The following is a 26,781-nucleotide window of genomic DNA, read 5'->3' on the forward strand; positions in this document are numbered from 1 at the left end:
CCGGGAGGCTGCGCCGGCAGAAGAACAAATGTTCGTCGTTCCACGTGGAACACCCCGTCGGCACGGCCCGTAAGCGCACGGCCTGCTACCATCCTCGCGTGACCCGCCTCCGCTTCGCCGGCGCCGCCCTCCTCGCCGCCGCCGCCCTCCTCGCCGCCGCCTGCGTCTCCGTCACCAACCCCGAAGGGTGGGCCCCGCCCGTCCTCGACGGAGCCGCCCTCTACCTCACCACCGACCACGGCCATATCTCCCGCACGACCCTGAGCAGCGACGGCCGCTCCGCAACCGCCGCCTGGACCTTCCCCGATAAGGACATCAAGGCCGACGACAAACTCCGCCCCAACGCCGCCTACGGCCCGCCCATCCTCGCCGACGGGCGCGTCTACTACGCCACCTTCGAAGCCGGCGTCTTCGCCCTCAACGCCGAAACCGGCCGCCCCGAATGGCCCGAAGAAGGCAAAACCAACGCCTCCGCCATCACGGGCAACATCGCCGGCGGCCTCGCCTACGCCAACGGCATCCTCTTCTTCGGCACCACCGAAGGCCGCCTCTACGGCTGGAACGCCGCCAACGGCGCCCCCGCAAAGGGCTGGGAAACCCCCCTCGTCTTCGATGCGGGCATCTGGGCCACCCCCGTCGCCATCGGCGGCACCCTCTACGTCGCCACCATGAACGGCGAACTCCACGCCATCCGCATCAGCGACCGCTCCCCCGCCTGGCCCCAGCCGTTCAAAATCTCCGGCGCCATCCCCGACCTCGTCGCCCTCGACGAGGCCCGCCTCTTCGTCCCCAGCATCAACCGCCACGTCTATATCCTCGATGCCGCCACCGGACAGGTCCTCACCGACTTCCGCGCCAAAGACTGGGTCTGGACTGCCCCCGCCCTCGACGGCAACCGCCTCTTCTTCGGCGATTTCGGCGGCCACATCTACGGACTCGACATAAGCACATCGCCCGCGACCGAGCTCTGGCCCCCGGCGTCGACCGAAGGCCACCGCGTGAAAGCCGGCCCCGTCATCGTGGATGATGTGCTGGTGGTTGCCGACCGCGCCCCCGTCGTCACCTTCATCGATGCCCGCACGGGCGAAGTGCTCAACCGCGTGCCGATCGACGGCGCGGGCACCGTCCGCGCCAACCTGCTCGCCGCCAATGGCGGCGCCTACATCCTCACGACGAAGGCCCGGCTCTTCTTCGCCAACCCGGCGAACCGCTCCGTCGTCGAAGTGCCGGTCAGCGGGGTGAAGCGCTGATGGGCGAGCTCTTCACCATTGCCCTGCTCAACCCGATGGTGAACCTCCTGGTTCTCCTCAACAACCTCCTCTTCGGCTCCTTCGGGCTCGCCATCATCGCCTTCACCATCCTCGTCCGCGTCGTCACCTTCCCGCTCACCTACCGCCAGCTCCACGTCACCCGCCAGATGCAGGCGATTCAGCCGCGCGTCCAGGAGATCAACAAGAAGTACAGCGACCCGAAGCGCCGGCAGGAAGAGATGATGAAGCTCTACCGCGAGGCCGGCGTGAACCCCCTCGGCTGCCTCGGGCCGATGCTCATCCAGTTCCCCATCCTCATCGCCCTCTACAGCGCCGTCCGCATTGCGCTGCCGAACTCCCCGGAAGCCCTCGAAAAGCTCTCCAGCCACGTTTACGATTGGGCCTATCTCCAGCATGCCCTGCCCGTAAAGGAATTCTTCCTGGGTATGGACCTGCGCCACCCCAACCTCCTCATGGTGGTGCTCGTGGGCATTACCACCTACGGCCAATCGAAAACGACCGTCACCGTCAGCACCGATGAACGGGTCCGCCAGCAGCAGGCCATGATGAACGTGATGCTGCCCCTGATGTTCGCCTTCTTCGCGCTCCAGTTCCCGAGCGGCGTCAGCCTCTACTGGGTCGTGAACAGCATCGTCGGCATCGGCTTCAACATCCTCATCTATGGCTTCAAACCGCTCGGCATCGAACCGTTCTTCAAGGTCCGCGCGCCCGAACCGGCGCCCGCGGCGGCCGAGCCTGCACCAGCTGCCGCCGTCGTCTCATCCGCTCCAGAACTGAGGACACCCACCCATGGACCAGGCCGAAGCAAGCGGCAAAACCGTCGAAGACGCTCTTAAGAACGCCCTCGCCATCCTCGGCGCAACCCGCGACGAAGTCGAAGTCACCATCATCGACGAAGGCAAGAAAGGCGGCCTCTTCAGCCGCGGCCGCGATGCCGTCGTCCGCGTTACCCGCATCGCCCGACCGGCCGCTCCACCGGCCTCCGACCCGGCCCCGCCGGCCGCAGAACCCCGCAACGGGGGGAGCCGCCCCCGCCAGCCGCGCCGCGGCCCCCAGCCGGCCGAGGGCGGCCAGCGTGCCGCAGGCCCGGCCGCCCGGTCCGCCGAGCCGCCGCCCCTCCGCCTCACCCAGGCTGACTTCCTCCGCCCCGGCGAGACCGCCCCCGCTGCGCCGGCCCGGGCCGAGCGGCCCCGCCAGCCGGCCCGCCCCCGGCAGGAGCGCCCCGCGGCCCCTGCCCGCCCGGCGCGGCCATCCCGCCCGTCCCGGCCGAAGGAGGAGCAGCCCCACGTGGAACCCGACATCAACGCCGAGGAGGTCGATTTCGCCGCCCAGACGATCGACGACATCCTCCGCATCCTCGGCATCGACGCCGAAATCTCCATCCGCGAGCCGATCACCCCGGGCGACGGCCGCGGTTCCGTCCTCGCCGTCATCGACATCCGCGGCGACAACCTCGGCGTGCTCATCGGCCGCCGCGGCGAAACCCTCCTCGCCCTCCAGTTCCTCGTGAACCTTGCCCTCGCCCGGAAGTACCCCGGCCGCGGCGGCGTGACCGTTGATATCGAGCACTACCGCCACCGGAACGAAGAGCGGATCGTGGAGATGGCCCGCCGCATGGGCGACCGCGTCCGCCAGACCGGCACCCCGATCACGCTCGAACCGATGTCGGCCGCCGAACGCCGCATCGTCCACCTCCAGTTCGTCGATGACCCCGAGCTCGAAACCCACAGCATCGGCGAGGGGGAGAACCGCAAAGTCGTCATCAGCCGGAGAGGCGAAGGAGGCTAGCCACGCGCGCACTGGTCGCCGGCAACGTCGCGCTCGACCGCACCCCCGATGGCGGGTGGGCGCCCGGCGGCCCTGCGCTCTATTCGGCGCTCATGGCCCGCTCCCTCGGCTGCGAGGTTACCCTGGTCACCGCCCTCGAACCCGACTTCCCCCTCGGCATCCTCGACGGCATCGACCTCCGCGCCGCGCCGGGGCTCGTCGCCCGCTACGAAAACCGGTACGACGCCCGCGGCAACCGCACCCAGCGCCTGCTCGCCCCCGGGAGCGACCTCCAGCTTGTGCCGCACCTCTCCCCCGGCGAAACGTTCGACCTCGTCTTCTACGCCCCGGCCTACCACGAGTTCCGGAAGGCGCCGCTCCGCTTCAAGGGGGCCGTCGTCGGCGTCTCGCTCCAGGGGGCCCTCCGCGCGTGCGAACCCGACGGCCGCGTCGTGCCGAACCCCCGGCCGCTCGAGGCGGCCCGCGCCCTCGTCCGCCCCGGCTGGTGCGCCTTCCTGAGCGAGGAGGACACGGCCGCCCCCGAGGCCCTCGCCGCCGCCCTCGCCGCCGAAAAGACGCTTGTCGTCCTGACGCGTGGCTACAACGGCGCTACACTGTTCGAACTGGATGGCAGCACGCAGAGCTACCCCGCCCTGCCTGCCCGGGCGACCGAGCCGACCGGCGCCGGCGACTGCTTCGCCATGGCGTTCATGGTCCGCCTCGCCGAGACCGATTCCGTCGACGAGGCGATGCGGTTCGCCCTGGCGGCAGGCGCCCTCGCTGTCGAAGCGCCCGGGCTCGCCGGTATCGCGACCCGCGCCGCCATCGAAGAACGCATGACCCGGGAGGCCGCCTGATGGGAGCTCGCATCGTCTCGCTCGTCAACCAGAAAGGCGGCGTCGGCAAAACCACCACCGCCGTCTCCCTCGCCGTGGCCCTCGCCCGCCGCGGCCAGCGCGTCCTCCTCGTCGACCTCGACCCGCAGGCGAACGCGACCAGCGCCCTCGGTGTCCTCTGCAGCGACCGCCCCGGCGTCTACGACGCGATTCTCGACGAGACGCCGATCGCCGAGTGCATCGCCCGCGTCGAAGAGGAGGGCGTCGACCTCGTCCCCTCGAGCGCGGAGCTCTCCGGCGCGGAAGTTGAGCTTGTCCCCGTCCTCGCCCGGGAGCGGCGGCTCGCCAACGCCCTCCAGCCCGTGCGCGAACAGTACGACTGGGTGCTGATCGACTGTCCGCCGTCGCTCGGGCTGCTGACAATCAACGCGCTGACCGCGAGCGACAGCGTCATCATCCCCGTCCAGTGTGAGTACATGGCGCTCGAAGGGCTGAGCCGGCTGATGGAGACGCTCGAACTGGTCCGCCGGAACCTGAACCCCGGCCTCTCCATCCTCGGCGTCATCCTTACGATGTTCGACCCGCGCACCCGGCTCGCCCAGCAGGTGGTCGATGAGGTGCGCGGCCACTTCCCGCAGACGTTCGCGACCATCATCCCGCGGTCGGTCCGCCTGAGCGAGGCGCCGAGCCACGGCCAGTCGATCTTCCGCTACGACCCGGGCGGCCGCTCGGCCGCCGCCTACGAGGCCGTCGCCTCCGAACTCTTGGAACGCGTGGGAGTCGCCGTATGACACAGCCGAAGCGTGGACTGGGCCGGGGCCTCGATGCCCTTTTCGGGAGCTCCTCGGCCGCGCCCCCGGTGCAGGAGCCGCCGGCCCCCGCACCTCAGCCCCCCGCCAGCGAGGCGCCGACCATCCCCGAGCGCGAGCCGGCGCACGAGGTCCCGCCGGAGGCGGCCGCCAGCCCCGCGCCGGAACCGCGGCCCGCAGCGCCCGCCCGCCGCGGCGGCCCCGAGCTGCTCGATATCGACCTCATCGCCCCCAACCCGGAGCAGCCGCGCACCCACTTCGAACCGGAGCAGCTCCGCGAACTGGCCGAATCGATCCGCGAGCACGGCATCATCCAGCCGCTCATCGTCACCCGCGACGAGGAGGGCGGCTACCGGCTGATCGCCGGCGAACGGCGCCTGCAGGCGGCCCGCCTCGCCGGGCTCGAGACGGTGCCCGTCGTCGTCCGCGAGGCCGCCGATTCGGAGCTGCTCGAACTCGCCCTCATCGAAAACATCCAGCGCGCCGACCTCAACCCGGTCGAAGAGGCGATGGCCTACCGCCGCCTGATCGAGGAGTACGGCCTGACGCAGGAGGAGGTGGCCCGCAGGGTCGGCAAGAGCCGCGCCACGATTGCGAACGCGCTCCGGCTGCTCAACCTCGAGGCGGAGATCCGGCGCAGCCTCGTCAGCGGCGAGATCACCGAGGGGCACGCCCGCGCCCTCCTCGGCCTGCCCGAGGGCCGCAGCCGGGTGAACGCCTGGCGCGAAGTCGTCCGCCGCCAGATGTCGGTGCGCGATACCGAAAGCTACGTCCGGCGCCAGCTCGCGGCCTCCCCCGCGACCGCCGCGAAGCCGGCCGCCCAGACGGCCCGCCGCGACGCCGCTCTCAGCGATATCGAAGCCCGCCTCCGTCGCGCCCTGAGCACCCGCGTCCGCGTCGAACCGCAGAAGAAGGGCGCGAAAATCATCATCGAGTGCTACTCCGCAGAGGAGTTCGAGAACGTCGTCGCCACCCTGCTCGGGGAGTACCAGTAGCCATGGCCCACGAAGAGACGCCCGAGCACCGCCTCGCCGACCTGGGCATCGAGCTGCCGGCCGTGCCGCCGCCGGCGGGCCTCTACGCGCCGGCCGTGCGTTCCGGCAATCAGCTCTACGTCTCCGGCCAGGTGCCGCGCGCCGGCGACGGCTCCGGCGTGGCCGCCGTCGGCAAGCTCGGCCACGCCATCACCGTCGAAGAGGGCGCGGCGCTGGCGCGGACCTGCGCCCTGCAGGCGCTCGCCGTGGTCCGCGCCGAGCTTGGCAGCCTCGACCGGGTGCGGCGCGTGGTGCGGGTCGCCGGGTACGTCGCGAGCGCGCCCGGGTTCACGCAGCACCCGGCGGTCATCAACGGCGCCTCGCAGCTGCTGCTCGACGTCTTCGGCGAGGCCGGCCGCCACGCGCGGGTCGCCATCGGCGTCGCCGAACTCCCCGCCGGCGTCCCCGTCGAAGTCGAGTTCCTGTTCGAAGTCGAGTAGCCTGTACCGGACCCCTTGTGGATGGCACCGGCCCCAGCGATACTGGTTGTGTATCCCCCCTCACCGCTTCGGCGGGAGGGCCAGGCCGCGGCAACGCGGCCTTTGTCATCTCTGGCTCGTGAGCGGCGACCGGTCCATGCGGGCAGCAGCGTACATCGACGGGTTCAATCTCTACTACGGCCTCCGCGCCCTGCGGGACCGCGCGCCGCAGTTCGGCGAGAACCGCTGGCTCGACCTCCGGCGCCTGGTGCAGGAGCTCGCACCACGTGCACAACTTGACCGGGTGCGCTACTTCACCGCCCGCGTCGAAGCGCGGGCGGGGGACCCGGGCCTGCCGCAGCGCCAGGATGCCTACCTTCGCGCCCTGCAGACGCTTCCCGGCCTGACCATCCATTTCGGGACCTTTCTCACGCACGAGGTGACATTGCCTCTTGCAGAGCCCGCCGGGAGTCAGCGCTGGGCGAAAGTGCTGCGCACCGAGGAGAAGGGTTCCGACGTCAACCTCGCCACGTTTCTGCTGCTCGACGCATTCTTCGACCGGTACGACCTCGCCATCGTCGTCTCCAACGACTCCGACCTCGCCGAGCCGGTCCGCGCGGTCCGCGACGAGCTGAAGCGGCGCGTCCTCGTGGTCTCCCCGCAGGAGCGCGTAACGGCACGCCTCCAGCGGGCCGCCTCGGACTCGCGTGTGCTTCGTCCAAAGGTGGTCGCTCGCTGCCAGCTGCCCATCCCGGTCATCGACGCGCAGGGGCGCCATATCCGGCCGCCGGCAACGTGGGGTCCCTTCGGGAGCACCACCTGAGCCTGCCACGTCCGGCCGGCCTCCCTGCTCCCCACCCCAGCTTGGAGCTTGGAGGTTGGAGCTCGGAGATTGACAGGCCGAACCCGCCCGCCACACTCGCTCCCAGCTCCCAGCTCCCAGCTCCCAGCTCCCAGCTCCCAGCTCCCAACTCCCAGCTCCCAGCTCCCAGCTCCCAGCTCCCAGCTCCCCGCTCCCAGCTCCCAGCTCCCCGCTCCCAGCTCCCAGCTCCCAGCTCCCCGCTCCCCGCTCCCCGCTCCCAGCTCCCCGCTCCCCGCTCCCAGCTCCCAGCTCCCCGCTCCCCGCTCCCAGCTCCCAGCTCCCAGCTCCCGGCTCCCGGCTCCCAGCTCCCAGCTCCCGGCTCCCGGCTCCCGGCTCCCGGCTCCCGGCTCCCGGCTCCCGGCTCCCGGCTCCCGGCTCCCGGCTCCCGGCTCCCCGCTCCCGGCTCCCAGCTCCCGGCTCCCAGCTCCCCGCTCCCCGCTCCCCGCTCCCAGCTCCCAGCTCCCGGCTCCCGGCTCCCGGCTCCCGGCTCCCAGCTCCCGGCTCCCGGCTCCCAGCTCCTCCCTCGGGGCGGTGCCGGGGCTGGGCGGGGCTCCCTCCTCCCTCGGGGCGGGGCTGGCGCGGCCGGCGGGGCTCCCAGCTCCCTTCTTCCTCCCCCGGCACCGTGCTACCCTCCGTACCGGGGGAACGGCCTGAAGGCCCGCCGCTTCGAGGGGACTGCCGGTGTACAACGACCTCGCCATCTTCTCCGGCCGCGCCCACCCGGCGCTTGCCGAAGCGATCGCTGCCCGCCTCGGCCGCACCCTCGGCAGGGTCGACGTCTTCGAGTTCTCCAACGAAAACATCTTCGTCCAGTTCCAGGAGAACATCCGCCAGCGCGACGTCTTCCTCGTCCAGCCGTTCGTCAGCCCGGTGAATACGTCGATCATGGAGCTGCTCATCATGATCGATGCCGCCCGGCGCGCCTCCGCCGGCCGGATCACCGCGGTCATCCCCTACTACGCCTACGGCCGCAGCGATAAGAAGGACCAGCCGCGCGTCCCCATCACGGCCCGGCTCATCGCGAACATGCTTGAAACCGCCGGCGCCGACCGTGTCCTCACCCTCAACCTCCACGCCGGCCAGATCCAGGGCTTCTTCAACATCCCCGTCGATGAGCTGAACGCGCTCTACCCCGTCTCGGCCTACTTCCGCACCAAGAACCTCGAGAACTACACCGTCGTCGCCACCGATGTCGGCGGCGAAAAGCGCGCCCGCGACCTCGCCGTCCGGCTCGACCTGCCCCTCGCCATCATCGATAAGCGCCGCATCGGCAACGCCGAGGTGGCCGAGGCGATGCACGTCATCGGCGAAGTCGACGGCCGCAACTGCCTCATCCTCGACGACGAAATCAGCACCGCGGGGACGATCGTCTCGGCCGTGCACGCCCTGCGCCAGCACGGCGCGCGGGAGATCATCGTCAGCTGCTACCACCCCGTCTTCGCCGGCCCCGCCGTCGAACGGCTCCGCGCGCTCGAGGTGAAGGAGATTGTCGTCACCGATTCCGTGCCGCTCGGCCCGGAGAAAATCCTCCCGAACATGACGATCATTCCCGTGGCGCCGCAGTTCGGCGACGCCATCGGGCGCATCCACAGCGGACAGTCGGTCGGCGCGCTCTTCCAGTAGCCGGCCTCCCGCCCGGGGCGCCCATCCCCCGGCTGTTCTGTGCTGGCTGCCGTGTGTTGTTGACGAACTGTTCATCCACACGCCCCCGCGAATGTGGTATATGTAGCTGTGCCGAATCGGCGGAACTGCCGCCGAGCGGGGGAACCGTCTCCCTGGGGTGTATCCCGGCTCCGGCCGGGTAGGCGACTCCCCTCGCCGAACCCGTCAGCTAACCCCGCAGGCGTAGTGGGAGAGGCCCGGCAGCCCTCCAGCCTGCCGCACGTGCCTCTCAGGTCCGCAGGGACGTTCGCACCGGGGCTCTTGCCGCCGGGCGGCTGTCCCTCCAGCACCGCGATGCAAGGAGGCACGCAATGCTCCGACCCGGATTCCAGCCCTGGTGGCTGCGCTGGCTCGCTCCCCAGCCCGCCAACCCCCTCGCCCGCCAGCAGCGCACCCGTATCTGCCCTGAATGCCGGGCGCAGTACGAACCGCGCGACCGCTACTGCCCCGGCTGCCACATGGCCACCCCTGAGTGGCGCTACGGCTGAAGACGCCCAGTTCCCTCCTCTGGTGTGCTGCGACCCCTGGCAGCACACACCGGCGGGCCGCCCCGGCACGGGCGGCCCGTTCGGCGTCTTCTTGACCGGCGCGTGATCGCTGCGGCACGGCCTGCGACAATGCCCGGGTGACAACTCCCGAGCCCGGGCAGCCGGGCCCCAGCGACCTTTCCGGGCCCCCGCCGCCCCTCGCGGTCGAGGACGGCACCGGCCGGCCGGTCTACCTCCGCCGCCAGCCTGCCTGGAGCTACTTCCTCACCCCCGGCGCCATCCTGCTCGGCGCGCTCGTCATCGCCGCCGCCATCTGGTGGCAGCCCGGCAGCGACGACCCGGCTCCGACCGCGGCCACGCCCGGGGCTGCCGCGGCCAGCACCGCGCCGGCCGGCTCGCCCACGGCCCGCGCCCAGGCGGCCACCCTCCTCGACACCTTCCTCGGCTACGCCCGCTCGCTCGAACTCGATGAGCAGAAGCTGCTCCAGTGCCTGAACGACAGCGCCAACGTCCAGCTCATCAACAGCCACCTCCAGCGCGGCAGCCAGCTCGGCGTCTCGGGAACGCCCACCTTCTTCATCAACAACAAGAAGCTCGTCGGCGCCCAGCCGACGGCCCTCCTCCTCGAAATCGTCGAAAAGGAGCGCTCGCCGAACCCGCCGACCTCCCTCGCCGACTACTCGCAGCAGCTCCAGCAGCTCGCGGCCCAGAACCCGCCCTCGTTCGAAATCCTGCCGCAGCGCCCCGACCTGACCGGCGCCGCCTTCGAGGGCAACCCGAACGCGCGCGTCGTCGTCGCCGAGTTCAGCGACTTCCAGTGCCCCTTCTGCCAGCGCTGGACGCAGACCTCCCTCCCCGAACTGCGCAAGCTGGTCGGCGACGATGTCGCGATCGCCTTCCTCCACTTCCCCATCGCGCAGATTCACCCGAACGCCGGCAACGCCAGCCTGCTCGCCATCTGCGCCGGCGCCCAGGGCAAGTTCTGGGAGATGCACGACCTCCTCTTCGCCCGCCAGGCGGAGTGGTCGAACCTGCGCTGACGCGGCTGCCCCGCCCACGCGCAGCTCCGCTCGGCTTCGCTACGATCGACCCGGAATGGCCGAAACCCGCCGCTCCGGCCTCCGCATCCACTACCGCGTCGAAGGGCGCGGCGACCCGGTCGTCCTCGTCCACGGCTACACCGCGAGCGGCTGGTCGAACTGGGTCGCCAGCGGCTGGGTCGAGCGGCTCGCCGACCGTCACACCCTGGTCATCCCCGACCTCCGCGGCCACGGCCGCAGCGAGAAGCCGCGCGAGGTCAGCGTCTACAGCACGGCGGCTTTCGCCGCCGATGTCCTCGCCGTGATGGACGAAGAGGGCATCGCTGCGGCGCCGGTGGTCGGCTATTCGATGGGCGGGATGGTCGCGCTCGAACTGCTCGGGCGGCACGGCGACCGGTTCCCCCGCGGCGTTGTCGGCGGCATGGGCAGCTACTTCCCGCCGGGGCGGGCCCGTTTCGCCCTCGGACGGTCGCACCCGCGCAGCCTCGCGCCGCGGCGTCGCCCGCTCGATGCCCTCGCCTACTTCGCCCGCTACTGGAGCGAGATGGACCTCGTGGCGCTCAACCGGGTGTTCCGCGGCGTCTTCGCCGACGGCGTCCCCGTCGAGGCCGAGCTGCTCCCGGCGATCCGCCAGCCCGTGCTCGTTGCCGCGGGGACGCGCGACATCTTCTTCGAGCCGGCGGTCGCTCTCGCCCGGTCGCTCCCGAACGCCCGGTTCCTGCCGGTCCCGCACGATGCGCACACGAATGCAGTGCGCAATCCGCGGTTCATCGACGCGGCGGCCGCCTTCCTGCGCGGCGAGGTGGCCGCGCGGTAGCTACCCGCCGCGCACAAAGTTGCCGACGTCCTTCCAGACGAGCTGAGCGCCCGAGTGGCCGGCAACCGTCATGGTGGCCGTGGCAACCGCGGCGATGACCACCACCGCGCCCCAGGCCGCCAGCGGCGCCCAGCGCGGCAGCTCCCGCTTGCGCTCCAGCCAGGCGAGCACGGCGAAGCCGATGAGCGCCAGCCCGAGGAGCATGGCCCAGAAGAACGCCGCATCGCCCTGCTCCGGGTGGTCGCCGAAGCGGGCGCGCTGGCCGACCGCCCTTGCCGCGTCCTTCACCCGGTCTTCGAGCGCCTCGCCGCTCGCCCGCGCCGCCCAGGCGAACACGGCCCCGGCGAAGCCGATGAGCGCCACCGGGATGGCGAAGGAGCGCCGCCAGGCTGGCCGCCAGCCCGTGACCAGGTGGGCAATGGCCGCAAGCGGCACCAGGACCACCGCTGCGTGGACAACCAGCGGATGCGCCGGCAGCCCGGCAATCGCACCCAAGGTGAGCACCATCTCTGCACCTCCATGACCTGGTGAGGGCTCCGCGGGGGAGTTTGGCATCGCCGGGGCGATGGGGATAGCGCAGAAAAGGCGCCCACCTTTACCCTGCAGGGGTCCCCAAACCGGGCGGATTCGCCGCCCCGAATCGGCCGGCGCGCTGCTCGACACGCCCGCCGGCCCGGCCGCACAATCGCGCCGAAGCCCGCTCGATCACAGGAGGTCCGCCGCGATGGAGTTCCGCGATTCGCCCGCCGAAGCCGCCTTCCGCCAGGAGGTCCGCGCCTTCCTCGATGCCGAATTCCCGCCCGAGTTCGCCGAGCGGCCGGTCGAATGGGGGCTCTTCAACGGCGCCGGGCGCGCCGCGCCCGGGTTCGCCGACTTCATGCGCGAGTGGACGAAGAAGCTGAACGCCCGCGGCTGGGGCGCTCCCGCCTGGCCGAAGGAGCACGGCGGCGGCGGGCTCTCCGTCAAGGAGCAGTTCATCCTCAGCGAGGAGTTCGCTTGGCGGCGCGCCCCGCGGCCCGGCGGCATCGGCCACGGCTGGGCCGGGCCCACCATCATGGTCTACGGCACCGAGGAGCAGAAACGGGAGTACCTCCCGAAGATCATCTCGGGCGAGCATATCTGGTGCCAGCTCTTCTCCGAACCCGGCGCCGGCTCCGACCTCGCCTCGCTCCAGACCCGCGCCGTCCGCGACGGCGACGACTACGTCATCAACGGCCAGAAGATCTGGACCTCCGGCGCCCAGTACGCCCACATGGGCATCCTCCTCGCCCGCACCAACCCCGACGCCCCCAAGCACCGCGGCATCAGCTACTTCCTCGTCGATATGAAGACGCCCGGCATCACCGTCCGGCCGCTCGTCAACATGCTGAACAGCCACGAGTTCAACGAGGTCTTCTTCGAGGATGTCCGCGTGCCCGCCAAGAACCTCCTCGGCGAGGAGAACCGCGGCTGGTACCTGGCCACCACCACGCTCGATTTCGAACGGAGCGGCATCGCCACCAGCGTCTCCCACCAGCTCATCGTGCGCGACCTCGTCCGGTTCGCGAAGGAGTCCGCCATCGGTGGCCGCAATGTAGCCACACGGCCCTCGCTCCGCACCGAGCTGGCCGACCGCGCCATCGAGGCGCAGGTCGAATCCCTCATCTCCTACCGGATCATCTCCATGCAGGAGCGCGGCCAGATCCCGAACAAGGAATCGTCGATCGCGAAGCTGTACTCGAGCGAACTCGATGTCCGCCTGGCCGTGACAGCGATGCACCTCGCCGGCCTGTACGGCCAGATCACCGACCGCGAGGATGCGCGCGTGCTCGGCGGGCGGATCGCCCGCTTCTACATGCACAGCACCACGAGCCCGATCGGCGGCGGGACGAGCGAAATCCAGCGGAACATCATCGCCACCCGCGGGCTCGGGCTGCCGCGCGGCTGAGCCGCCTACCCGGCCCGGCGGAGCTGGCCCTGCAGCCAGGCGAGATCGGCGCGGAGGTGGGCCGCCTCCCGCTCCTCGAGCGCGGCGCGCGGCCCCGCAGCGCCCCCGCGCAGCCCCCGCTCGAGGGCCGTCAGCCGGCGCGCGGCGGCCGCCATCCGCTGGCGGAGCACCTCGCCGCGCCCGGGCGCATCAATCGCGTCGCCCGCGGCCAGGGCCAGGGCGAAGGCCGGCCCATCGACCGGCTCGCGCCGCAGGGCGCCGAGCGCGGCCGCGGCGAGCCGCTCCCGCCCGGCGTCGGTCAGCTCGAGCCGCTTCCGGCGGTGGCCGGTCTCTCCGGTCTCGACCTGCACGGTCACGAGCCCATCCCGTTCGAGCGCATCGACGGCGCGGTAGAGCGCGCTCCGGCTGACCGGGAGGCCGAGCGCAGAGAGGTGGTCGAGCAGGGCGTACGGGTGGGCGGGCGAAAGAGCAAGGGCGGCGAGTACGGCGAAGCTGGCATCCATGGCCGCGATCCTGCCCGGCTCGCCTGCCGGGGCCGTATCGGGGATTCGCCCGATTCCGGCCCGTGCAGGGTACCGATTCGCCGCGTCGGCGCCGCGGACCGTCCCCCCGGGACCTGCTCCCGGCCCGGATGTTCCCCTTTGGGAGCCGCCCGGCCTGCGCTGCCGGCGGGCGCCCTGCTGGCGGGCAGCCCGTTCCTTCGCCGGAAGTATCGAACCGTTTTCTTCACCGGGCGGGTGGAGAGTTGGTGACCGGCCGCGGCACGTCGCCGGTGCGACAGGACCCGTCGGCCGAACCTGCTACCGTGGATTACGTGGATGACCCTGAATTTTCCCCGCCAGCCCTCACCGTCATCTGCGCCTGGTGCGAGACCGTGGTCAGCGGCCCCGGAGACGGTCCCGTGTCCCACGGCATCTGCCGGGCCTGCGCCTGCCGCTTCCTCGAGCGGCTCCCGCTTGCCTACCTCGAGGCGATCGCCGATGCCGACGGCACCGTGACGCTCTTCTCCGGCTACCGGTTCCGGCTCGCGGAGGTCCGGCAGGACGGCCGCCGGTCCGCCCATCCGGGAGAGGGTTTCCCCTGATCTTTTCGATGCCGCGGCCTGCTGTTTACGGCCCGTACACATCCCGAACGCGGGGCCGTGGTACGGTGAGACTGCGCGGGGTGCGCAGCTGCCTCGCGGCATCCGTTGATCCAGGTGTGGCTGACTTGCAGGTGGCGGCCTTCCGTTTCCCCGGCCCGGCGCTCAGCGCCTTCACGATCGCCAAGCTGACGGCCCAGGCCGGGCAAAACCTCTTCTTTGCCGCCCTCCTCGTCGCTGCCGGCACCTCCGACCACGCCGCGGCCGGGCTCTCCTCGTTCTTCGTCGCGATGCTGGTCGCCTCGCTCGCGTTCGGGGTGCCCGGCGGGGCCCTGGCCGACCGGATCGGGCCTTCCCGGGCCTTCGCCCTCGGAGGCCTGGCGCGCGCTGCGGTCATCCTTGCCTGGGCGCTGGAACCGGGGCACGGGCTGGCCGTGCCGGCGGCCGTCTTCGCCTACTCTGCGGTTTCGCAGGCGTACTCCCCGGCCGAGATGGCGCTGGTCCGCACCCTCGGTCGGGGCCGCCACGGCGCCCTCCATGCGCTCCTCCTCGCTCTCCAGTTCGGCGGGCAGGGGCTGGCCGTCGCGGTGCTCGCGCCCTTGCTCTGGTGGCTCGGGGGCACCGGCGCCCTGGCCGCCGGCGGGGCTGCCTTCGCGCTCGCGGCCGCTGCGGCGGCATGTGGCCTCGCTGTAGCCACATCGCGCATGCAGCTCGAAGTCCCGGCCCGCGGCTCGGCCTTCCGCGATACCGTCCGCTTCTTCCGCCGCCACGCGATCGCCCGCGAGGCGCTGATCGCCCTCGCCCTCACCTCGATGGTCGTGCAGGGCAGCATCGTCGCCCTGCCGCTCTACCTCCGGAACGACCTTGCCGCCGGCTCCCTCGGCGCAGGCGCGGTCATCAGCGCAGCTGCGCTCGGCGTGGCCGCCGGCCTCCTGCTCGCCGCGTTCCGGCTCCGCCCGCAGGAAGCCAGTGGAACCATGCGCGCAGCCGTCCTGGCCATGGCCGTCGGTACGTTCGCCCTCGCCGCGCTCGATTACGGCCTCCGCGCTGCGCTCGAGCTCACCGAGTTCGGCCCCCTCGTCGACCTCGACCTCCGCCTCGGCGCCTCCTTCGCGGTCGCCGTGCCCGTCGCCTTCCTCCTCGGCCTCGCGGTCTGCCTTGCGCTCCTCGCCGGGCGGACAGCGCTCACGGCCGCCGCGCCCGCTGCCCACCAGTCGCGCGTCTTCGCCGTGCAGGCGACGCTCACCGACGCCTTCGTCGTGCTGCCGCTCGTGCTGTTCGGCGTGGGGGTCGAAGTGGCCGGCGCCCGGCCCGTGCTCGCCCTGATGGGCGGCGTCGCCGGGTTTGCGTTCCTCGTGCTCGAAGGGCGGATCCTGGTGTCCTGGCTCCAGTCGCCGGCCGAGCCGGCTGCGGTGCCCGTGCCCGTCGAACGCGACTGACCCGCCGCCTCAGCGCCCCGCGAGCAGCTCGTCCACCTTCGCCCGGAACGACTCCGCGTCGGGCAGCGCGCCGAACCGTGCCAGCTCCCGCCCCGCCGCATCGATGAGCACAAACGTCGGCGTCTCCCGGATGCCGTACGCCGCCGAGACGGGGTCGCGGTCGACGGACTTTTCGACGAACACGACGCGGTCACGCTCCTCGGCCATCACCCGGTGCACGAACTGCATCCGTTCGCAGGCGGCGCAGGCCGGCGCGCTGAAGAAGACGAGCGTGGGCCGGCCGTCGGCGCGCTGCGCGGATGCCGCCGGGAGCGGGGCGAGGCTGTGGTAGGCCGTGTGCTCCGGTCCGCGGACGATGACGATTTCGCTGCCCGCATTGGCGCGGGCAAGGTTGGCCAGCTCGGGGTCAACCGGCGATTCGCCGCGGGCGGCCAGCCCGACCCACGCGGTGAGGCCGACCGTCGGGAAAACCATCGCGAGGATGATCGCCCAGGCCTTCCAGCTCCAGCCGGGATTCCACCACTGCCGCCGGCCCGGCATCTTCGCTGCCATGCCTCCATTGTCGGGCCGCGGGCGGCCGGCGTCGCGCGGTCAGCCGCCCCCGCGCATCGTCTTCCGCCGGAGGAAGGCCGCTGCCTCGGCGGCGCGGGGCCCTTCGACCTCGTAGAAGACCACCGGGATGCGGCTGCCCCAGGCGCGGACCGCCTCGCCCGGCACGATGCGGACGGTCCACCCCTCCCCGCGGACGGTGTCGCCCTCTGCGGTTCCGCCGAACTCGCGCTCCAGGTAGCCGACGATGAGCGCCGTATCGACGTTCCGCACTTCGAGCCGCTCCAAAGCGGTCAGCCCCCGGCCGCGGGCGGGAAGATGTCGACCTCCGCGCCCGGCGGCACCGGTGTCTCCAGCAGCTGCAGGTGCCGGATTTCGCGCCCGTTGACGAACACCTTGATGTAGTCGCCGAGTTCGCCCGGGGCGGTCCAGAGCAGCTCGCCGATGGCCGGGAACCGCGCCCCGACCGCCTCGAGGAGGTCGCGCGCGGTCGCCCCCGGCGGGAGGTCGAACTCCACGGTCTTGCCGCCCGCAAGGGGTCTCAGGGTGGCGTAGAAGTTCACGTGCATCGCGGCGAACCTCCCCTCCCGCCGGGCCGGCGGCTACAGCCCGGCGACCTCCGCGTACCGCTTCAGGGCCGGGAGCACCTGGTCGGCGCCTTCGGGTCGGACGCCGAAGATGACGCGGTCGACGCCCATCTCGGCGTACTGTTCGATGACCTCCTTCGAGGGCGGCACCCCGAAAACGGAGACCGGGATCGGCCCGCGGCCGGCAGCCTTCGCCCGCTCCTGCAGCTCGCGGATCATGCCGGCCAGCACCTGGCCCGTCCGCCCGCCGATCGGCATCCAGCCGTCGCCGTACTCGAGCACGCGGTCGAGGGTGTGCGGGCCGGCCCCGCCCACGAGGATCGGCGGGTGCGGCTTCTGCACCGGCTTCGGCCACTGCCAGATCGGGTCGAAGTTCACGAACTTCCCGTGGAACTCCGCCTCCTCTTTCGTCCAGATCTCCTTCATCGCCAGGATCCGCTCGCGCAGGATCTTCCAGCGCAGCTTCGGGTCGGTGCCGTGGTTCTCCATCTCGTCTTCGTTCCAGCCGCCGCCGATGCCGAAGAGGAACCGGCCGCCCGAGAAATGGTCGACCGAGGCGACCTCCTTCGCCGTGATGATCGGGTCGCGCTGCATCACGAGGCAGACGCCGGTGCCCACCTTCAGCGTCTTCGTAACCGCCGCCACGGCCGCGCAGACGACGAAGGGGTCGAGCGTGTGCGAATACTCCTTCGGGAGCTCGCCGCCGCCCGGCCAGGGGGTCCGGCGGCTGGTGGGGATGTGGGTGTGCTCCGGGAAGAAGACGGATTCGAAGCCGAGCTCCTCGGCGGCCCGGCCGAGCTCGGTGACCGGGATCGCGTAGTCCGTCGGGAACATCTGGATGCCGTACTTCATCGAAGGCTCCTTGGGAAGCGGGGGTGTGGCGCCCGCGGATTCTAGCCCGCCGCGCCCGCCGGCGCGACCGCCCGCACAATGGCGAGCGAATCGCTGATGACGCCGCGCACCCCCAGCGCAGCGAGCGGCCCGAGCAGCGCCGGGTCGTTCACCGGCCAGGTGAGCACCGCCCCGCTCAGCGCATGGAGCCGCTCGGCCCGCTCCGGCGTCAGCAGCTCCCGGTGGATGGCGACGGCTGCGGCCCGCCGTCCGCCGAGCTTTCCCGCGAGCCGCTCGAACCGCCGCGCGCTGCCGATCGAGTGGACCACCAGCGCCTCCTCGGCGGCCTCGAACGGCGCGAGCAGCGACCAGCGCTGGGCGCTCACGAGGTAGGGCCGCCCCGGCGCAAGCGCGGCCATCGCCTGCCGCACGGCCGGCCCGAGCCGGTCGTCCCACCCCTTCAGGTCGAGGTGGAGGAGGATGTGAGCGGGCGCCAGCTCCAGCAGCTCCGGCAGGCGGAGCCGCGGGCCCCAGCCGGGACGCAGCTCCCAGCGGTCCCAGAGGATGGGCAGCGGCCCGGCGGTCTTCGTGTGGCGCACCTCGATGTGGCCACGATGCAGCCACAGGTCGGCTTCGACGACCCTGGCGCCGGCGGCAACCGCTTCAGCCAGCCGCGCGGGCTCGTTCCCTGCGCGGTGGGCGATGGCGAACAGCCCGGCCGGCAGCTCAGGCGGCATCGGCGGGCACCCGCTCCAGCGGCCGGACCCAGGCCCGGATCGCCCACGGCGCGAACCGGCGCCCGCGCGCCAGCTCCACCGCGTAGAGCGCCGCCAGGGCGATCGCCGCCCCGGCCGCAAGGTCGAGGAGGTAGTGGTTGGCGGTCAGCACCGTCGCCAGGCCCATCGCCGCCGGGGCTGCCACCCCGGCTGCCTTCAGCCATCGCCGCTGCGCGCACCGCACGATGCCCAGGCCGATGAGCAGGTTCCAGCCGAAATGGAAGCTCGGCAGGGCGGCGTACTGGTTCACCAGCGCCGGCGGCTGGAGCACCCGGTACGCCCGCGAATGCTCGGTCACGGTATCCACAAACGACGGGTCGAACAGCCGCGGCGGCGCCACGGGAAAGGTGGCGAAGATGACGAGGCCGACGCTCCCAGAGACAAGGAAGGCATTGCGGATCGCCCGGTACTCGGCCGGGTGGCTGATGACCAGCCAGGCCGCCACCGCGGCGATAAACGGCCAGTGGCCCCAGATGTAGACCCAGTTCGCCAGCGTCACCAGCGCATGGGAGCCGAGGATCAGCTCCTGCAGCTCCTCTTCGATGTGGATGCCGAGCAGCTGCTCGAGGTCGACGACCCGGCGCGCGTTCGCCAGCGCGTCGTCGTAGGCGCCTTCGGTGAACCCGCGGATGGCGAAGTAGGCGATGACGGCGACGAACATGATCCCCAGCTCGCGGGCTGCGGCCAGGCCGGCCCGCCGGGCATCCAGCGTTTCGCCATTCCGGAAACCGCCATGCGTCATCTTCCCAGTGTACCCCGCAGCGTCGGCCGGGTGAGCCCGGGGCACACGGGGCGTTCGCGCACGCGGCCCGGCTGCGTTCCGCCGCCCCGCCCGCTTGACGTTCGCCTGTCAAACCGCCAGATTGCATTTCGACAATCGAAGACCGGGAGGGCCCTTCCGCCGCCAGCCGTGCGGGAGGAGCAGGGGCAAGTCCGGTGCGAATCCGGCGCTGTGCCGCAACTGTGAGGCCGAACGGCCGAGCCAGAAAACCCGCCCAACCGGACCGATGATCCTTCGCGCGAAAGGGGTCGGTGCCATGGTTCTCGCTACCTGAGCCCGCCGCCGAGGCGGGCTTGTTCGTTCTCCCCGCCTTCCCGGCCGTCCGATGCTGCCGCTGCCGCGCACACCGCGCGGCCCAGGTTCACCCTGATCTCTAAGGAGTCTCCATGAAACGGCTTGTCCTTGCCTTCGCCGCGGCCCTCGCCGTGCTCCCCGCGGCCGCCTTCGCCGCGCTTCCCGCCACCGATGCCGTCATCAAAGGCGCAGCCTTCATCAAGACCGTGCAGCGCCCCGACGGCAGCTACGCCGAATCGCCCGGGCAGACCATCGACGCCATCCTCGCCGTCCGCGCGGCCGGCTACGATCCCCGCCTCGACGTGAAGGACGGCAAGTCCCCGGTCGACTGGCTGATCGCCGCCGCACCGTCGATCACCTCCCCCGTCTCAGCGGCGAAAGCAGCGCTCGGCGCGAAAGCGCTCGGCCTCGACCCGAAGAACGTGGGCGGCACCGACCTGGTCGCCATCGCCCAGGGCGGCTACGACGCCGAGACCGGCGCCTACGCGAACAACGCCTTCAGCCAGTCGATCGCCATCCTCGGCCTGGCCTGCACCGGCAACCCCGTCGGCCCGAAGGCGGCCGACAATCTCAAGGCGGCTTCCGTCGAGGGCGGCGGCTGGGGATTCGGCGGCAACGCCGACCCCGATACGACGGCGATCGCCATCCAGGCCCTCCTCGCGGCCGGCGTCCCGAAGACCGACCCGAAAGTTGCCGAGGGCCTCGCCTGGCTGAAGGCGAACCAGGGCAACGACGGCGGCTGGGGCTTCGACCCGAACGATTCGAACACCTCGTCGACTGCCTTCGCTATCCAGGCCCTCCTCGCCCTCGGTGAGGACCCGGAATCGGCGGCCTACACCAAGAACGGTGTCACGCCCGTCCAGTACCTCCTCAGCAAGCAGCTCCCGGACGGCTCCTTCGTCGGCTACGACCCGGCCTTCGCGGCGAACCAGGTGGTGCCTGCGCTCGCCGGCCGCACCTTCTGCAACGCTGCGGAGACGCCGATCACCCGCACCCGGCCGGCCGCGCAGCCGACGCCGACCCCGCAGCCGACAACCCCGGCGGCCTCGCCGACGCCGCAGGCCACGACCCCGGCGCCGCGCCCGCCGGCCACCGGCGATACCGCTGCCGCGCAGCCGGGCAGCCCCGCGCCCGCGCTCGCGGCCGGCGGGCTGCTCCTCCTCGCCCTCGGTGGCGCGGCTGCCGCAGCCGCCCGCCGGCGCACCGGCGCCTGACCCTGCCATGCACCCGGCGAGCTGGGTCGGCTGGGTCCTCGCGGTGATGGTGGTGGCCCTCGCCACCACCAACCCGTTCTACCTGTCGCTCCTCCTGCTCGCCGTGGTGCTCGTGGCGGTCGTCGCCCCGCGCGAAGGCACCGGCGTCGTCAGCTTCCGCGCCCTGGCCGTCTTCGGCGTGGTGATGTTCGCGCTCTCGCTCGGCATCGCCGCCATCAACGGCAGCTACGGCGACCACATCCTCTTCACCCTGCCCGGCCCGCGCGTGCCCGAGTGGCTCGGCGGGCTGCGGCTCGGCGGGCCGGTCTCGGCTGAAGGCTTCGCCGCAGCGTCGATCCGCGGGCTTGCCATTCTCTCCATCCTCTTCGCCTACGGCGTCTTCAACAGCGCCGTGAGCCCCCACCGGCTGCTCCGCTCGACGCCGGCAGCGCTCTTCCAGGCCAGCCTCGTCGTGACGGTCGGCCTGACGCTCCTCCCGTCGAGCGTGGAGGACCTCCGCCGCGTGCGGGAGATGCGGGCCCTGCGCGGGGCGCCCGGCGGCCTGCGCGAACTGCCCGCGCTCGTGGTGCCCGCCATCGTCGGCGGCCTCGAACGCTCGCTCCGGCTGGCCGAGGCGATGGAGGCCCGCGGCTACGGCGCGAGCCCGCCGCTCCCTGCGCGGGCCCGGCTCGCTGCCGCTGCTTCGGCCCCGCTGCTCATCGCCGCGGCCTGGCTCTGGTTCTACGAAACGGACTGGCGGCCGGCGGCCCTCGGCCTCTTCGCAGCTGCGCTGGCGCTCCTCGCGTTTTGGTGGAGAGCCGCCAGCCGCGCCCGTCCCGTGACCCGCTTCGAACGGGAGCGGCTGCCGGCGGCCGAGCGGGCCGGGCTGGTCCTCGCCGGGGCGCTCGCCCTCGGCGCGCTCGGCCTGCGCCTCACCGGCCACGGGGCGATGGACTACAACCCGTTCGCCGGCCTCGAGGTGCCGGGCTTCGAACTCCTGCCCGCGCTCATCGCCGTCGCCAGCGCCTGGCCGGCTGTCCTCCTCATCGCCCGGCCCGCCCCTGCCCCGGCCGCCTCGCCCGAGGCGCGGTTTGCCCCGGAGCGCGCCCCGTGACGGCGCTGGCCAGCCTCCAGGGCGTCACCTACACCTACCCGGGCGCGGCCGGGCCCGCCCTCGAAGGCGCCGCGCTCGACCTCGAACCGGGCGCCTTCGCCCTCGTGGCCGGCCCCTCCGCGAGCGGCAAATCCACGCTCCTCCGCGTCTTCAACGGCCTCGTCCCGCAGTTCCACGGCGGGACCATCTCCGGCAGCGCCCGCGTGGCCGGGCTCGACCCCTTCGCCACGCCGGCCCGGCGGATGGCCCTGGCCGTCGGCATGGTCTTCCAGGAGCCGGAGGCCCAGGCCGTGGCCGAAACCGTCCAGGACGAAATCGTCTTCGGCATGGAGCAGCAGGCCGTCCCGCCGGCCGAGATGCGCCGGCGGCTCGAACGGGTGCTCGCCGAGCTCGGCATCGGCCACCTCCGCGGGCGGCGGCTCGCGACCCTCTCCGGCGGCGAACGCCAGCGGGTCGCCATCGCCGCTGTCCTCGCGCTCGAACCGCAGCTCCTCGTCCTCGACGAACCGACCTCCCAGCTCGACGGCGACGGCGCCGATGCCGTCCTCGCCGCGGTCGAGGCCCTCCACCGCCGGGGCGACCTCGCCATCGTCCTCGCCGAGCACCGGCTCGAACGCCTCCTCCACCGGGTCGATGCCGTTGTCGCCGTTGAGGGCGGCCGGGTGGCTGCCGCGCCGCCGGGCGAAGCGGCGCAGACGCTCCGCTCGGTGCCCCCCGCGGTCGAACTCGCCCGGTGGCTCGGGGCCGACCCGCTCCCGCTGACGGTCGACGGCGTGCGTGCGGCCCTCTCCGGCCGGCTCCCGGCAGCACGCCCGCGGCCGTACCCCCCGCCGGGCGACGAGCTGCTCCGCGCCGAGGGGCTGACCGTGGCCTACGGGCCGGTCGAGGCGCTGCGCGGCGTGTCGCTCACCCTGCGCGAAGGGGAGCTGGTCGCGCTCGTCGGGCCCAACGGCAGCGGCAAGACGACCCTCTTCCGCGCGCTCGCGGGCCTGGTCGAACCGGGCCGCGGCGAGATGCGCTTCGCCCGCGCGGCCGCGCCCCGCTCACCCCGGGAGCGGACCCGCCACGCCGGCCTCGTCCCGCAGGACCCGGCGCTCGCCCTCTACCAGGAGCAGGTCGCCGCCGAGCTCGCCGAGACGCTCCGCCACCGCGGCCTCCCCCGCGGCCGGGCCGACGTCGAAGCCGCCGCCCGGGCCTGGGGCATCGCCGACCTCCTCGCCCGCGACCCGCGCGACCTCTCCGTCGGCCAGCAGCAGCGGGTCGCCATCGCCGCCATGCTCGCCCACGGCCCCCGAACCTGGCTGATGGACGAACCGACCCGCGGCATGGACGGCCCGGCGAAGGCCTGGCTCGCCGCCCGCCTGCGCGACCACGCCGCCGCCGGCGGCGCGGCCATCGTCGCCACCCACGACATCGAAGCAGCCGCGCTCTTCGCCACCCGCGTCGTCGGGCTCCGCGCCGGCGAGGTCGTCTTCGACCTGCCCGCCCGCGAGGCGTTCGCGGCCGATGGGCCCCTCCCCACCCAGGTCGCCCGGCTCGTGCCCGGGGCGGTCACCCTCGACGAGGTCGTGCTCCCGTGCGCCGCCTGATCGCCGTGCTCGCGGCGGCCGCTGCCCTGGCGCCCTTCGCGGCCCGCGCCGACGGCGAGGCCGGGCTCGTCATCCAGGTCGGCGACCAGGTCACCACCTACTGCGTGCCGTTTACCGGCGACAGCATCTCCGGCGAGCGCCTCCTGGCCGCCAGCGGCCTGCCGGTCGAGCTGTTCGGCGGCAGCTCGGGGCGCGTCGTCTGCGCCATCGGGCAGGTCGGCTGCTTCAACCCCTCCTCGTTCGACAGCTGCTTCTGCGAGTGCAAAGGGAACGATTGCACCTACTGGGCGTTCTTCACCCGCGCCTACGGCAAGGGCTGGGTCTACTCCTCGGTCGGGATTTCGCTCGCGCGGGCGAAGGACGGCGAGGTCCACGGCTGGAAGTGGGGCCGCGGCGGCCCTTCGAGCGCCCCGGCGCCGGCCGATATCACCTTCGAACAGATCTGCGGCTACCCGCCCCGCGGCGGCACAGCGCCGACGCCGCTCCCGCCGACGCCGCTCCCGCCGACGTCGACGTCCGTGCCGGCCCTCCAGCCCTCGCCGACCGCGGGCGCCGCTGCCCCGGCGAGCCCGGCGGCGACCTCGGCCGCCAGCCCGGAAGCCCCGGGCGCAACGATGACGCTCGCTCCATCCCCCGCCGCGACCGCCGTCATCACCATCGTCCCGCAGAGCCCGGCGGCTCCCCCGGCGCCGGCAGGCACCGCCGCTGCCGCCGGCGCGCCCGCGGACAGCGGGGACGGCAGCTCCACCATGCGCCTCGCCGCGTTCGGACTGCTCGCGGGGGCCCTGCTCGCCGCGATCGGCGGTGCTGCTGCCTGGAGGGCGCGCCGTGGCCGTTAGCCTGCCTGCCCTCGCCCGCCCGCGCGCTGCGGCCCGCCTCGACCCCGGCGCCGTCGTCTTCGTGCTGCTCAACCTGCTCGGGCTGTTCGCCTACCTCCACCCCTTCTTCGCGCCCGGCGTCGTCGAGGAAGGCTCGGCCTGGTTCGCCCACCGCACCGATGCCCCGGCGGTGTTCGCAGGGATTGCGGCCCTCTGCCTCGTCCTCGTCGTGGCCGACCTCGCCGGCGGGGGCGTCGACAGCAAGCGGCTGGCGGTGCTGGGGGTGCTGTCGGCGCTCGCAGCGGTGCTCCGCACCATCACCCTGCCCGCGGGGGCGAACCTCTACTTCTTCCTGGTCATCCTCGGCGCGTTCACCTTCGGCGCCCGGCTGGGCTTCCTGCTCGGCGCGCTCTCCTTCTTCCTCAGCGCCGTCGTGACCGGCGGGTTCGGCCCCTGGCTGCCGTTCCAGATGTTCGCCGCGGCCTGGATGGGCGCCACCGCCGGGCTGCTCGGCCGGGCCGCCGACCGGGCGGAGATGGGCCCCCGCAGCCGCCTCGCGCTGGTCATCGCCTTCGGATCGGCCTGGGGCCTCATCTATGGCGCCATCACCAACCTCTGGGCCTGGCCCTGGATCGTCTCCGGGCCGGATATCTCCTACGAACCCGGCCTCGGCCCGGCCGAAACCCTCCGCCGCTACTGGAACTACTACCTCCTCACCAGCCTCGGCTGGGACCTTTTCCGGACCGTCTGCAACGCCGTCGTCCTTGCCGCCGTGGGCGGGCCCATCCTCCGCGCGCTCCTCCGCTTCCGCGAACGGTTCGCCTTCCAGGTCGACGCTGGCCCGCCTACGTCCCGCAGCCGGCCGGCGCGACCGCCCGCGCCGCCGTCCGCCCTGCCCCGTCGTACGCCGTGAAGGTGACCTGCCCCACGCCCTGGAGGCTTACCTGCGTGCCGAGCGTCCAGCGCGTGCCGCCCGCGTGGCCGAGGTCGAGGGTCACCGGGCCGCCCTCGCCGGCGAACGTCACGGTCACCCGCACGACGGCGACGTCATCAGCCGCCTCGGCGACAAAGTTCGCGCCCGGCCGCGACGCCCCGGCGCAGGCTGCGCTCGCCGAGAGGAGCTGCGGCGGCTGCCCGCCCCTCCGGGCCGTGACGGGCAGGGTGAAGCTGTTCGCCGGCCCGGTCACCGTCACCGTCGCCGGGTAGTCGCCCTCCTCGGCCGGGAGCGCCCCGGGGTCGACCCGCAGGGTCACCGTCACCGAACCGAAGGCCGGCACCGTCCCGCCCGCAGGCCCGACCAGCCAGGCGGCGCCGTAGGCGAGGGAAAAGCCCGCCGGGCAGCCCGTCGCGTTCTGGAGCTGGAAGCTCGCCTGGCCGCCGGCCGGGATGGTCAGCCCGCCCGTGCCCGGCGGCAGGCCGATGGCCGGGGTGCACGGCGTGGGGCTCGCGGTCGGTGTGGCGACGGTGCCGGTCGGCGACGGGTTCGCCGTGGCCGCGGCGGTGGGCGTCACGGGCGCCGGCGTTGATGTCGCAGCGGGCGTGGAGGTGGCGGCGGTGCCGCCCGGCGCCCCGCCCGACGATGGGCTCGGAGGCGCCGTGGGCGAACCGGCGGCAGCGGCCGTGGCCGTGGCCGTCGCCGAAGGGCTGACGGGGATGATGATGGTCGAACTGCCGCCCGGCCGCGGGGTCTCGCCGGCGGGCGCACCCATGCGCAGGCCGTTGCCGTCGCCCCGGGTGAGCGCGAGCGGGCTGAACGGCAGCACAAGGGCGAGGACCAGGAGCCCGGCGGCCACCCCGAGCAGCGCGCCCGCGCGGAGGAACTGCGGCGAGGTGAACCCGTGGTGCGCGTCCCGGGCCGGGCCGCCCGGCGGCTGCTTGGGCTGGCCCGGGGGCTCCCGGCGGGCCGGCGCCGGCGGCCGCGGCTGCCGGAGCAGCTGCTCCAGCCCGGCCGCGCGGATGCCCGGCGGCGGCGCCACCGGCGCCAGCGCCCCGAAGACGGCGAGCGGCGCGAGCTTCCGCCGCCGCTCGCGGCAGTCGGCGCACCGCTCCACGTGCCGGTCGACCTCCCTCCGGATGGCCGGGGTGAGCGCGCCCCCGGCCGCGGCCGGTGCGAGCACCGCCGCGAGCCCTTCGCACCGTTCGCCGGCCTGCTTCCAGAGCACGTAGGCCGAAATCGCGCTCTCCACCGCCTTCTTCAGCCGGTGGAGGAGCACATAGGCGTTGTTCCGGGTGATGCCGAGCGCCTGCGCAATCTCCTCGGCGTCGAGCCCCTGCCGCACGTGGAGGTCGAGCAGCGAGAGCTGGCGCGGGTCGAGCGCGCTGGCCGCCTCCCAGACGAGCCGGGCTGCCGCCGCGGCCTCGGCCGCCTCCTCGGGGCTGGCGAAGCGGGAAGTGTCCACCACATCGAGGGTGAGCTCTTCGCCGTCGTCGCCGGCGGCCGTGAGCGGCCGGGTTCGGCCCCGCCGTTCGAGCCGGTTGAGCGCGGTGTTCCGCGCGATGCTGAACAGCCAGCCGCGGAAACTGGCCCCCTGCTTGAGCCCGCCGAGCCCGTTCATGGCCTTGAGGAACGTCTCCTGCGCAATGTCGGCGGCCTCGTCGCGGTCGCGCACCAGGCGCGCAGCAAAGTCGTAGACGGCATCGACGTAGCGCTCGTACAGCGAGGCGAGCGCCTGCCGGTCGCCGCCCTGTGCGGCTTCGACGAGGTCCGCGTCAGTGAGCTGGGTCATACCAACTCCGGGCGCCCGGGCGGGCGGTGCCCCGGCCGGACAGGGAGGGGACCGCCGGGGCGGCGGTGATC

At 72.9% G+C, this 26,781-nt stretch carries 29 protein-coding genes and 2 riboswitches; of the genes, 20 read left to right on the plus strand and 9 right to left on the minus strand.

The genetic code is table 11. The features are described from left to right. Window positions 1-98 precede the first annotated feature (98 nt). The 12 genes from A9A59_RS02695 to A9A59_RS02750 all read left to right on the plus strand — a co-directional run bounded on the left by A9A59_RS02695 (window position 99) and on the right by A9A59_RS02750 (window position 11,005). Window positions 99-1,250: an outer membrane protein assembly factor BamB family protein gene (locus A9A59_RS02695; protein ID WP_106427048.1), complete on the plus strand. Its 1,152-nt coding sequence runs from the start codon at window positions 99-101 to the stop codon at window positions 1,248-1,250. Then, a complete protein-coding gene (locus A9A59_RS02700; RefSeq protein WP_098502810.1) occupies window positions 1,250-2,107 on the plus strand; it encodes a YidC/Oxa1 family membrane protein insertase in 858 nt (285 codons plus the stop codon). The genes A9A59_RS02695 and A9A59_RS02700 overlap by 1 nt, the downstream gene beginning before the upstream one ends. Next, complete coding sequence (gene jag, locus A9A59_RS02705; protein WP_098502811.1) at window positions 2,061-3,059, plus strand: RNA-binding cell elongation regulator Jag/EloR; 999 nt, start codon at window positions 2,061-2,063, stop codon at window positions 3,057-3,059. Before A9A59_RS02700 ends, jag begins: the two co-directional genes overlap by 47 nt. A gap of 92 nt (window positions 3,060-3,151) precedes the next feature. Further along, window positions 3,152-3,895: a carbohydrate kinase family protein gene (locus A9A59_RS02710; RefSeq protein ID WP_098502812.1), complete on the plus strand. Its 744-nt coding sequence runs from the start codon at window positions 3,152-3,154 to the stop codon at window positions 3,893-3,895. Continuing rightward, window positions 3,895-4,665 carry a ParA family protein gene (locus A9A59_RS02715; protein ID WP_098502813.1) on the plus strand — a complete coding sequence of 257 codons (771 nt, stop codon included), beginning with the start codon at window positions 3,895-3,897 and terminating at the stop codon, window positions 4,663-4,665. Before A9A59_RS02710 ends, A9A59_RS02715 begins: the two co-directional genes overlap by 1 nt. After that, window positions 4,662-5,678 carry a ParB/RepB/Spo0J family partition protein gene (locus tag A9A59_RS02720; RefSeq protein WP_098502814.1) on the plus strand — a complete coding sequence of 339 codons (1,017 nt, stop codon included), beginning with the start codon at window positions 4,662-4,664 and terminating at the stop codon, window positions 5,676-5,678. The genes A9A59_RS02715 and A9A59_RS02720 overlap by 4 nt, the downstream gene beginning before the upstream one ends. Before the next feature lie 2 nt (window positions 5,679-5,680). Next, window positions 5,681-6,157: a RidA family protein gene (locus tag A9A59_RS02725; RefSeq protein ID WP_098502815.1), complete on the plus strand. Its 477-nt coding sequence runs from the start codon at window positions 5,681-5,683 to the stop codon at window positions 6,155-6,157. A 118-nt stretch (window positions 6,158-6,275) separates the two neighbouring features. After that, entirely contained in the window at window positions 6,276-6,959 is a 684-nt protein-coding gene (locus A9A59_RS02730) for an NYN domain-containing protein (RefSeq protein ID WP_098502816.1), read from the plus strand. 720 nt (window positions 6,960-7,679) lie between these two features. Continuing rightward, window positions 7,680-8,621 (plus strand): ribose-phosphate diphosphokinase, encoded by a 942-nt coding sequence (locus A9A59_RS02740; RefSeq protein ID WP_278286765.1) that lies wholly within the window; start codon window positions 7,680-7,682, stop codon window positions 8,619-8,621. A 99-nt stretch (window positions 8,622-8,720) separates the two neighbouring features. Beyond that, window positions 8,721-8,858, plus strand: a riboswitch (cyclic di-AMP (ydaO/yuaA leader). Window positions 8,859-8,971: 113 nt separating this feature from the next. Beyond that, the gene (locus tag A9A59_RS13945) at window positions 8,972-9,148 is read left to right on the plus strand and encodes a hypothetical protein (protein WP_165772454.1); all 177 of its coding nucleotides are present in this window, start codon (window positions 8,972-8,974) and stop codon (window positions 9,146-9,148) included. A gap of 137 nt (window positions 9,149-9,285) precedes the next feature. Continuing rightward, a complete protein-coding gene (locus A9A59_RS02745) occupies window positions 9,286-10,188 on the plus strand; it encodes a DsbA family protein (protein WP_098502818.1) in 903 nt (300 codons plus the stop codon). A gap of 55 nt (window positions 10,189-10,243) precedes the next feature. Then, a complete protein-coding gene (locus tag A9A59_RS02750; protein ID WP_098502819.1) occupies window positions 10,244-11,005 on the plus strand; it encodes an alpha/beta fold hydrolase in 762 nt (253 codons plus the stop codon). On the opposite strand, the gene A9A59_RS02755 is transcribed toward A9A59_RS02750, so the two are convergent. Then, window positions 11,006-11,512: a DUF2231 domain-containing protein gene (locus A9A59_RS02755; RefSeq protein WP_098502820.1), complete on the minus strand. Its 507-nt coding sequence runs from the start codon at window positions 11,510-11,512 to the stop codon at window positions 11,006-11,008. Between the two features lie 217 nt (window positions 11,513-11,729). On the opposite strand from A9A59_RS02755, the gene A9A59_RS02760 reads away from it, so the two are divergent. Then, on the plus strand, window positions 11,730-12,932 hold the full coding sequence (locus A9A59_RS02760; RefSeq protein WP_165772455.1) for an acyl-CoA dehydrogenase family protein: 1,203 nt from the start codon (window positions 11,730-11,732) through the stop codon (window positions 12,930-12,932). 5 nt (window positions 12,933-12,937) lie between these two features. Here A9A59_RS02760 and A9A59_RS02765 read toward each other — a convergent pair whose 3' ends face one another. Continuing rightward, window positions 12,938-13,435 carry a PadR family transcriptional regulator gene (locus A9A59_RS02765; RefSeq protein ID WP_098502822.1) on the minus strand — a complete coding sequence of 166 codons (498 nt, stop codon included), beginning with the start codon at window positions 13,433-13,435 and terminating at the stop codon, window positions 12,938-12,940. A 311-nt stretch (window positions 13,436-13,746) separates the two neighbouring features. Here A9A59_RS02765 and A9A59_RS02770 point away from each other — a divergent pair, with 311 nt between their 5' ends. Further along, a complete protein-coding gene (locus A9A59_RS02770; RefSeq protein ID WP_133117483.1) occupies window positions 13,747-14,016 on the plus strand; it encodes a hypothetical protein in 270 nt (89 codons plus the stop codon). A gap of 116 nt (window positions 14,017-14,132) precedes the next feature. Then, window positions 14,133-15,452 carry an MFS transporter gene (locus tag A9A59_RS02775; protein WP_098502824.1) on the plus strand — a complete coding sequence of 440 codons (1,320 nt, stop codon included), beginning with the start codon at window positions 14,133-14,135 and terminating at the stop codon, window positions 15,450-15,452. 9 nt (window positions 15,453-15,461) lie between these two features. Here A9A59_RS02775 and A9A59_RS02780 read toward each other — a convergent pair whose 3' ends face one another. From A9A59_RS02780 to A9A59_RS02805, 6 genes are read right to left on the minus strand one after another with little or no spacing between them, the layout of a single operon-like run. Continuing rightward, the gene (locus A9A59_RS02780) at window positions 15,462-16,004 is read right to left on the minus strand and encodes a thioredoxin family protein (RefSeq protein ID WP_098502825.1); all 543 of its coding nucleotides are present in this window, start codon (window positions 16,002-16,004) and stop codon (window positions 15,462-15,464) included. Between the two features lie 39 nt (window positions 16,005-16,043). Further along, the gene (locus A9A59_RS02785) at window positions 16,044-16,289 is read right to left on the minus strand and encodes a MoaD-like domain-containing protein (RefSeq protein ID WP_098502826.1); all 246 of its coding nucleotides are present in this window, start codon (window positions 16,287-16,289) and stop codon (window positions 16,044-16,046) included. A gap of 5 nt (window positions 16,290-16,294) precedes the next feature. Continuing rightward, a complete protein-coding gene (locus A9A59_RS02790; RefSeq protein ID WP_098502827.1) occupies window positions 16,295-16,570 on the minus strand; it encodes a ubiquitin-like small modifier protein 1 in 276 nt (91 codons plus the stop codon). Between the two features lie 33 nt (window positions 16,571-16,603). Next, window positions 16,604-17,440, minus strand: a complete 837-nt coding sequence (locus tag A9A59_RS02795) for an LLM class F420-dependent oxidoreductase (protein WP_098502828.1) — start codon at window positions 17,438-17,440, stop codon at window positions 16,604-16,606. Between the two features lie 41 nt (window positions 17,441-17,481). Beyond that, a complete protein-coding gene (locus tag A9A59_RS02800) occupies window positions 17,482-18,156 on the minus strand; it encodes a glycerophosphodiester phosphodiesterase (protein WP_098502829.1) in 675 nt (224 codons plus the stop codon). Then, window positions 18,146-18,937, minus strand: a complete 792-nt coding sequence (locus tag A9A59_RS02805) for a phosphatase PAP2 family protein (protein WP_098502830.1) — start codon at window positions 18,935-18,937, stop codon at window positions 18,146-18,148. The genes A9A59_RS02800 and A9A59_RS02805 overlap by 11 nt, the downstream gene beginning before the upstream one ends. A gap of 131 nt (window positions 18,938-19,068) precedes the next feature. Then, window positions 19,069-19,208, plus strand: a riboswitch (cobalamin riboswitch). Between the two features lie 154 nt (window positions 19,209-19,362). On the opposite strand from A9A59_RS02805, the gene A9A59_RS02810 reads away from it, so the two are divergent. From A9A59_RS02810 to A9A59_RS02820, 5 genes are read left to right on the plus strand one after another with little or no spacing between them, the layout of a single operon-like run. Beyond that, on the plus strand, window positions 19,363-20,484 hold the full coding sequence (locus A9A59_RS02810; protein ID WP_098502831.1) for a prenyltransferase/squalene oxidase repeat-containing protein: 1,122 nt from the start codon (window positions 19,363-19,365) through the stop codon (window positions 20,482-20,484). Window positions 20,485-20,491: 7 nt separating this feature from the next. Beyond that, window positions 20,492-21,577 (plus strand): energy-coupling factor transporter transmembrane component T, encoded by a 1,086-nt coding sequence (locus tag A9A59_RS13645; protein ID WP_165772456.1) that lies wholly within the window; start codon window positions 20,492-20,494, stop codon window positions 21,575-21,577. Next, window positions 21,574-23,166 carry an ABC transporter ATP-binding protein gene (locus A9A59_RS02815; protein ID WP_133117485.1) on the plus strand — a complete coding sequence of 531 codons (1,593 nt, stop codon included), beginning with the start codon at window positions 21,574-21,576 and terminating at the stop codon, window positions 23,164-23,166. The genes A9A59_RS13645 and A9A59_RS02815 overlap by 4 nt, the downstream gene beginning before the upstream one ends. Further along, window positions 23,154-24,005, plus strand: coding sequence for a hypothetical protein (locus A9A59_RS13950; protein WP_165772457.1), 852 nt, complete (start codon window positions 23,154-23,156; stop codon window positions 24,003-24,005). Before A9A59_RS02815 ends, A9A59_RS13950 begins: the two co-directional genes overlap by 13 nt. Next, entirely contained in the window at window positions 23,995-24,897 is a 903-nt protein-coding gene (locus A9A59_RS02820; RefSeq protein ID WP_165772458.1) for an ECF transporter S component, read from the plus strand. Before A9A59_RS13950 ends, A9A59_RS02820 begins: the two co-directional genes overlap by 11 nt. Here the strand turns inward: A9A59_RS02820 and A9A59_RS02825 are convergent. After that, window positions 24,830-26,710, minus strand: coding sequence for a sigma-70 family RNA polymerase sigma factor (locus tag A9A59_RS02825; RefSeq protein ID WP_098502834.1), 1,881 nt, complete (start codon window positions 26,708-26,710; stop codon window positions 24,830-24,832). The genes A9A59_RS02820 and A9A59_RS02825 overlap by 68 nt on opposite strands. Window positions 26,711-26,781: the final 71 nt, after the last annotated feature.

Source organism: Tepidiforma thermophila, from assembly GCF_002563855.1.
GTDB classification, from domain to species: Bacteria; Chloroflexota; Dehalococcoidia; order Tepidiformales; family Tepidiformaceae; genus Tepidiforma; species Tepidiforma thermophila.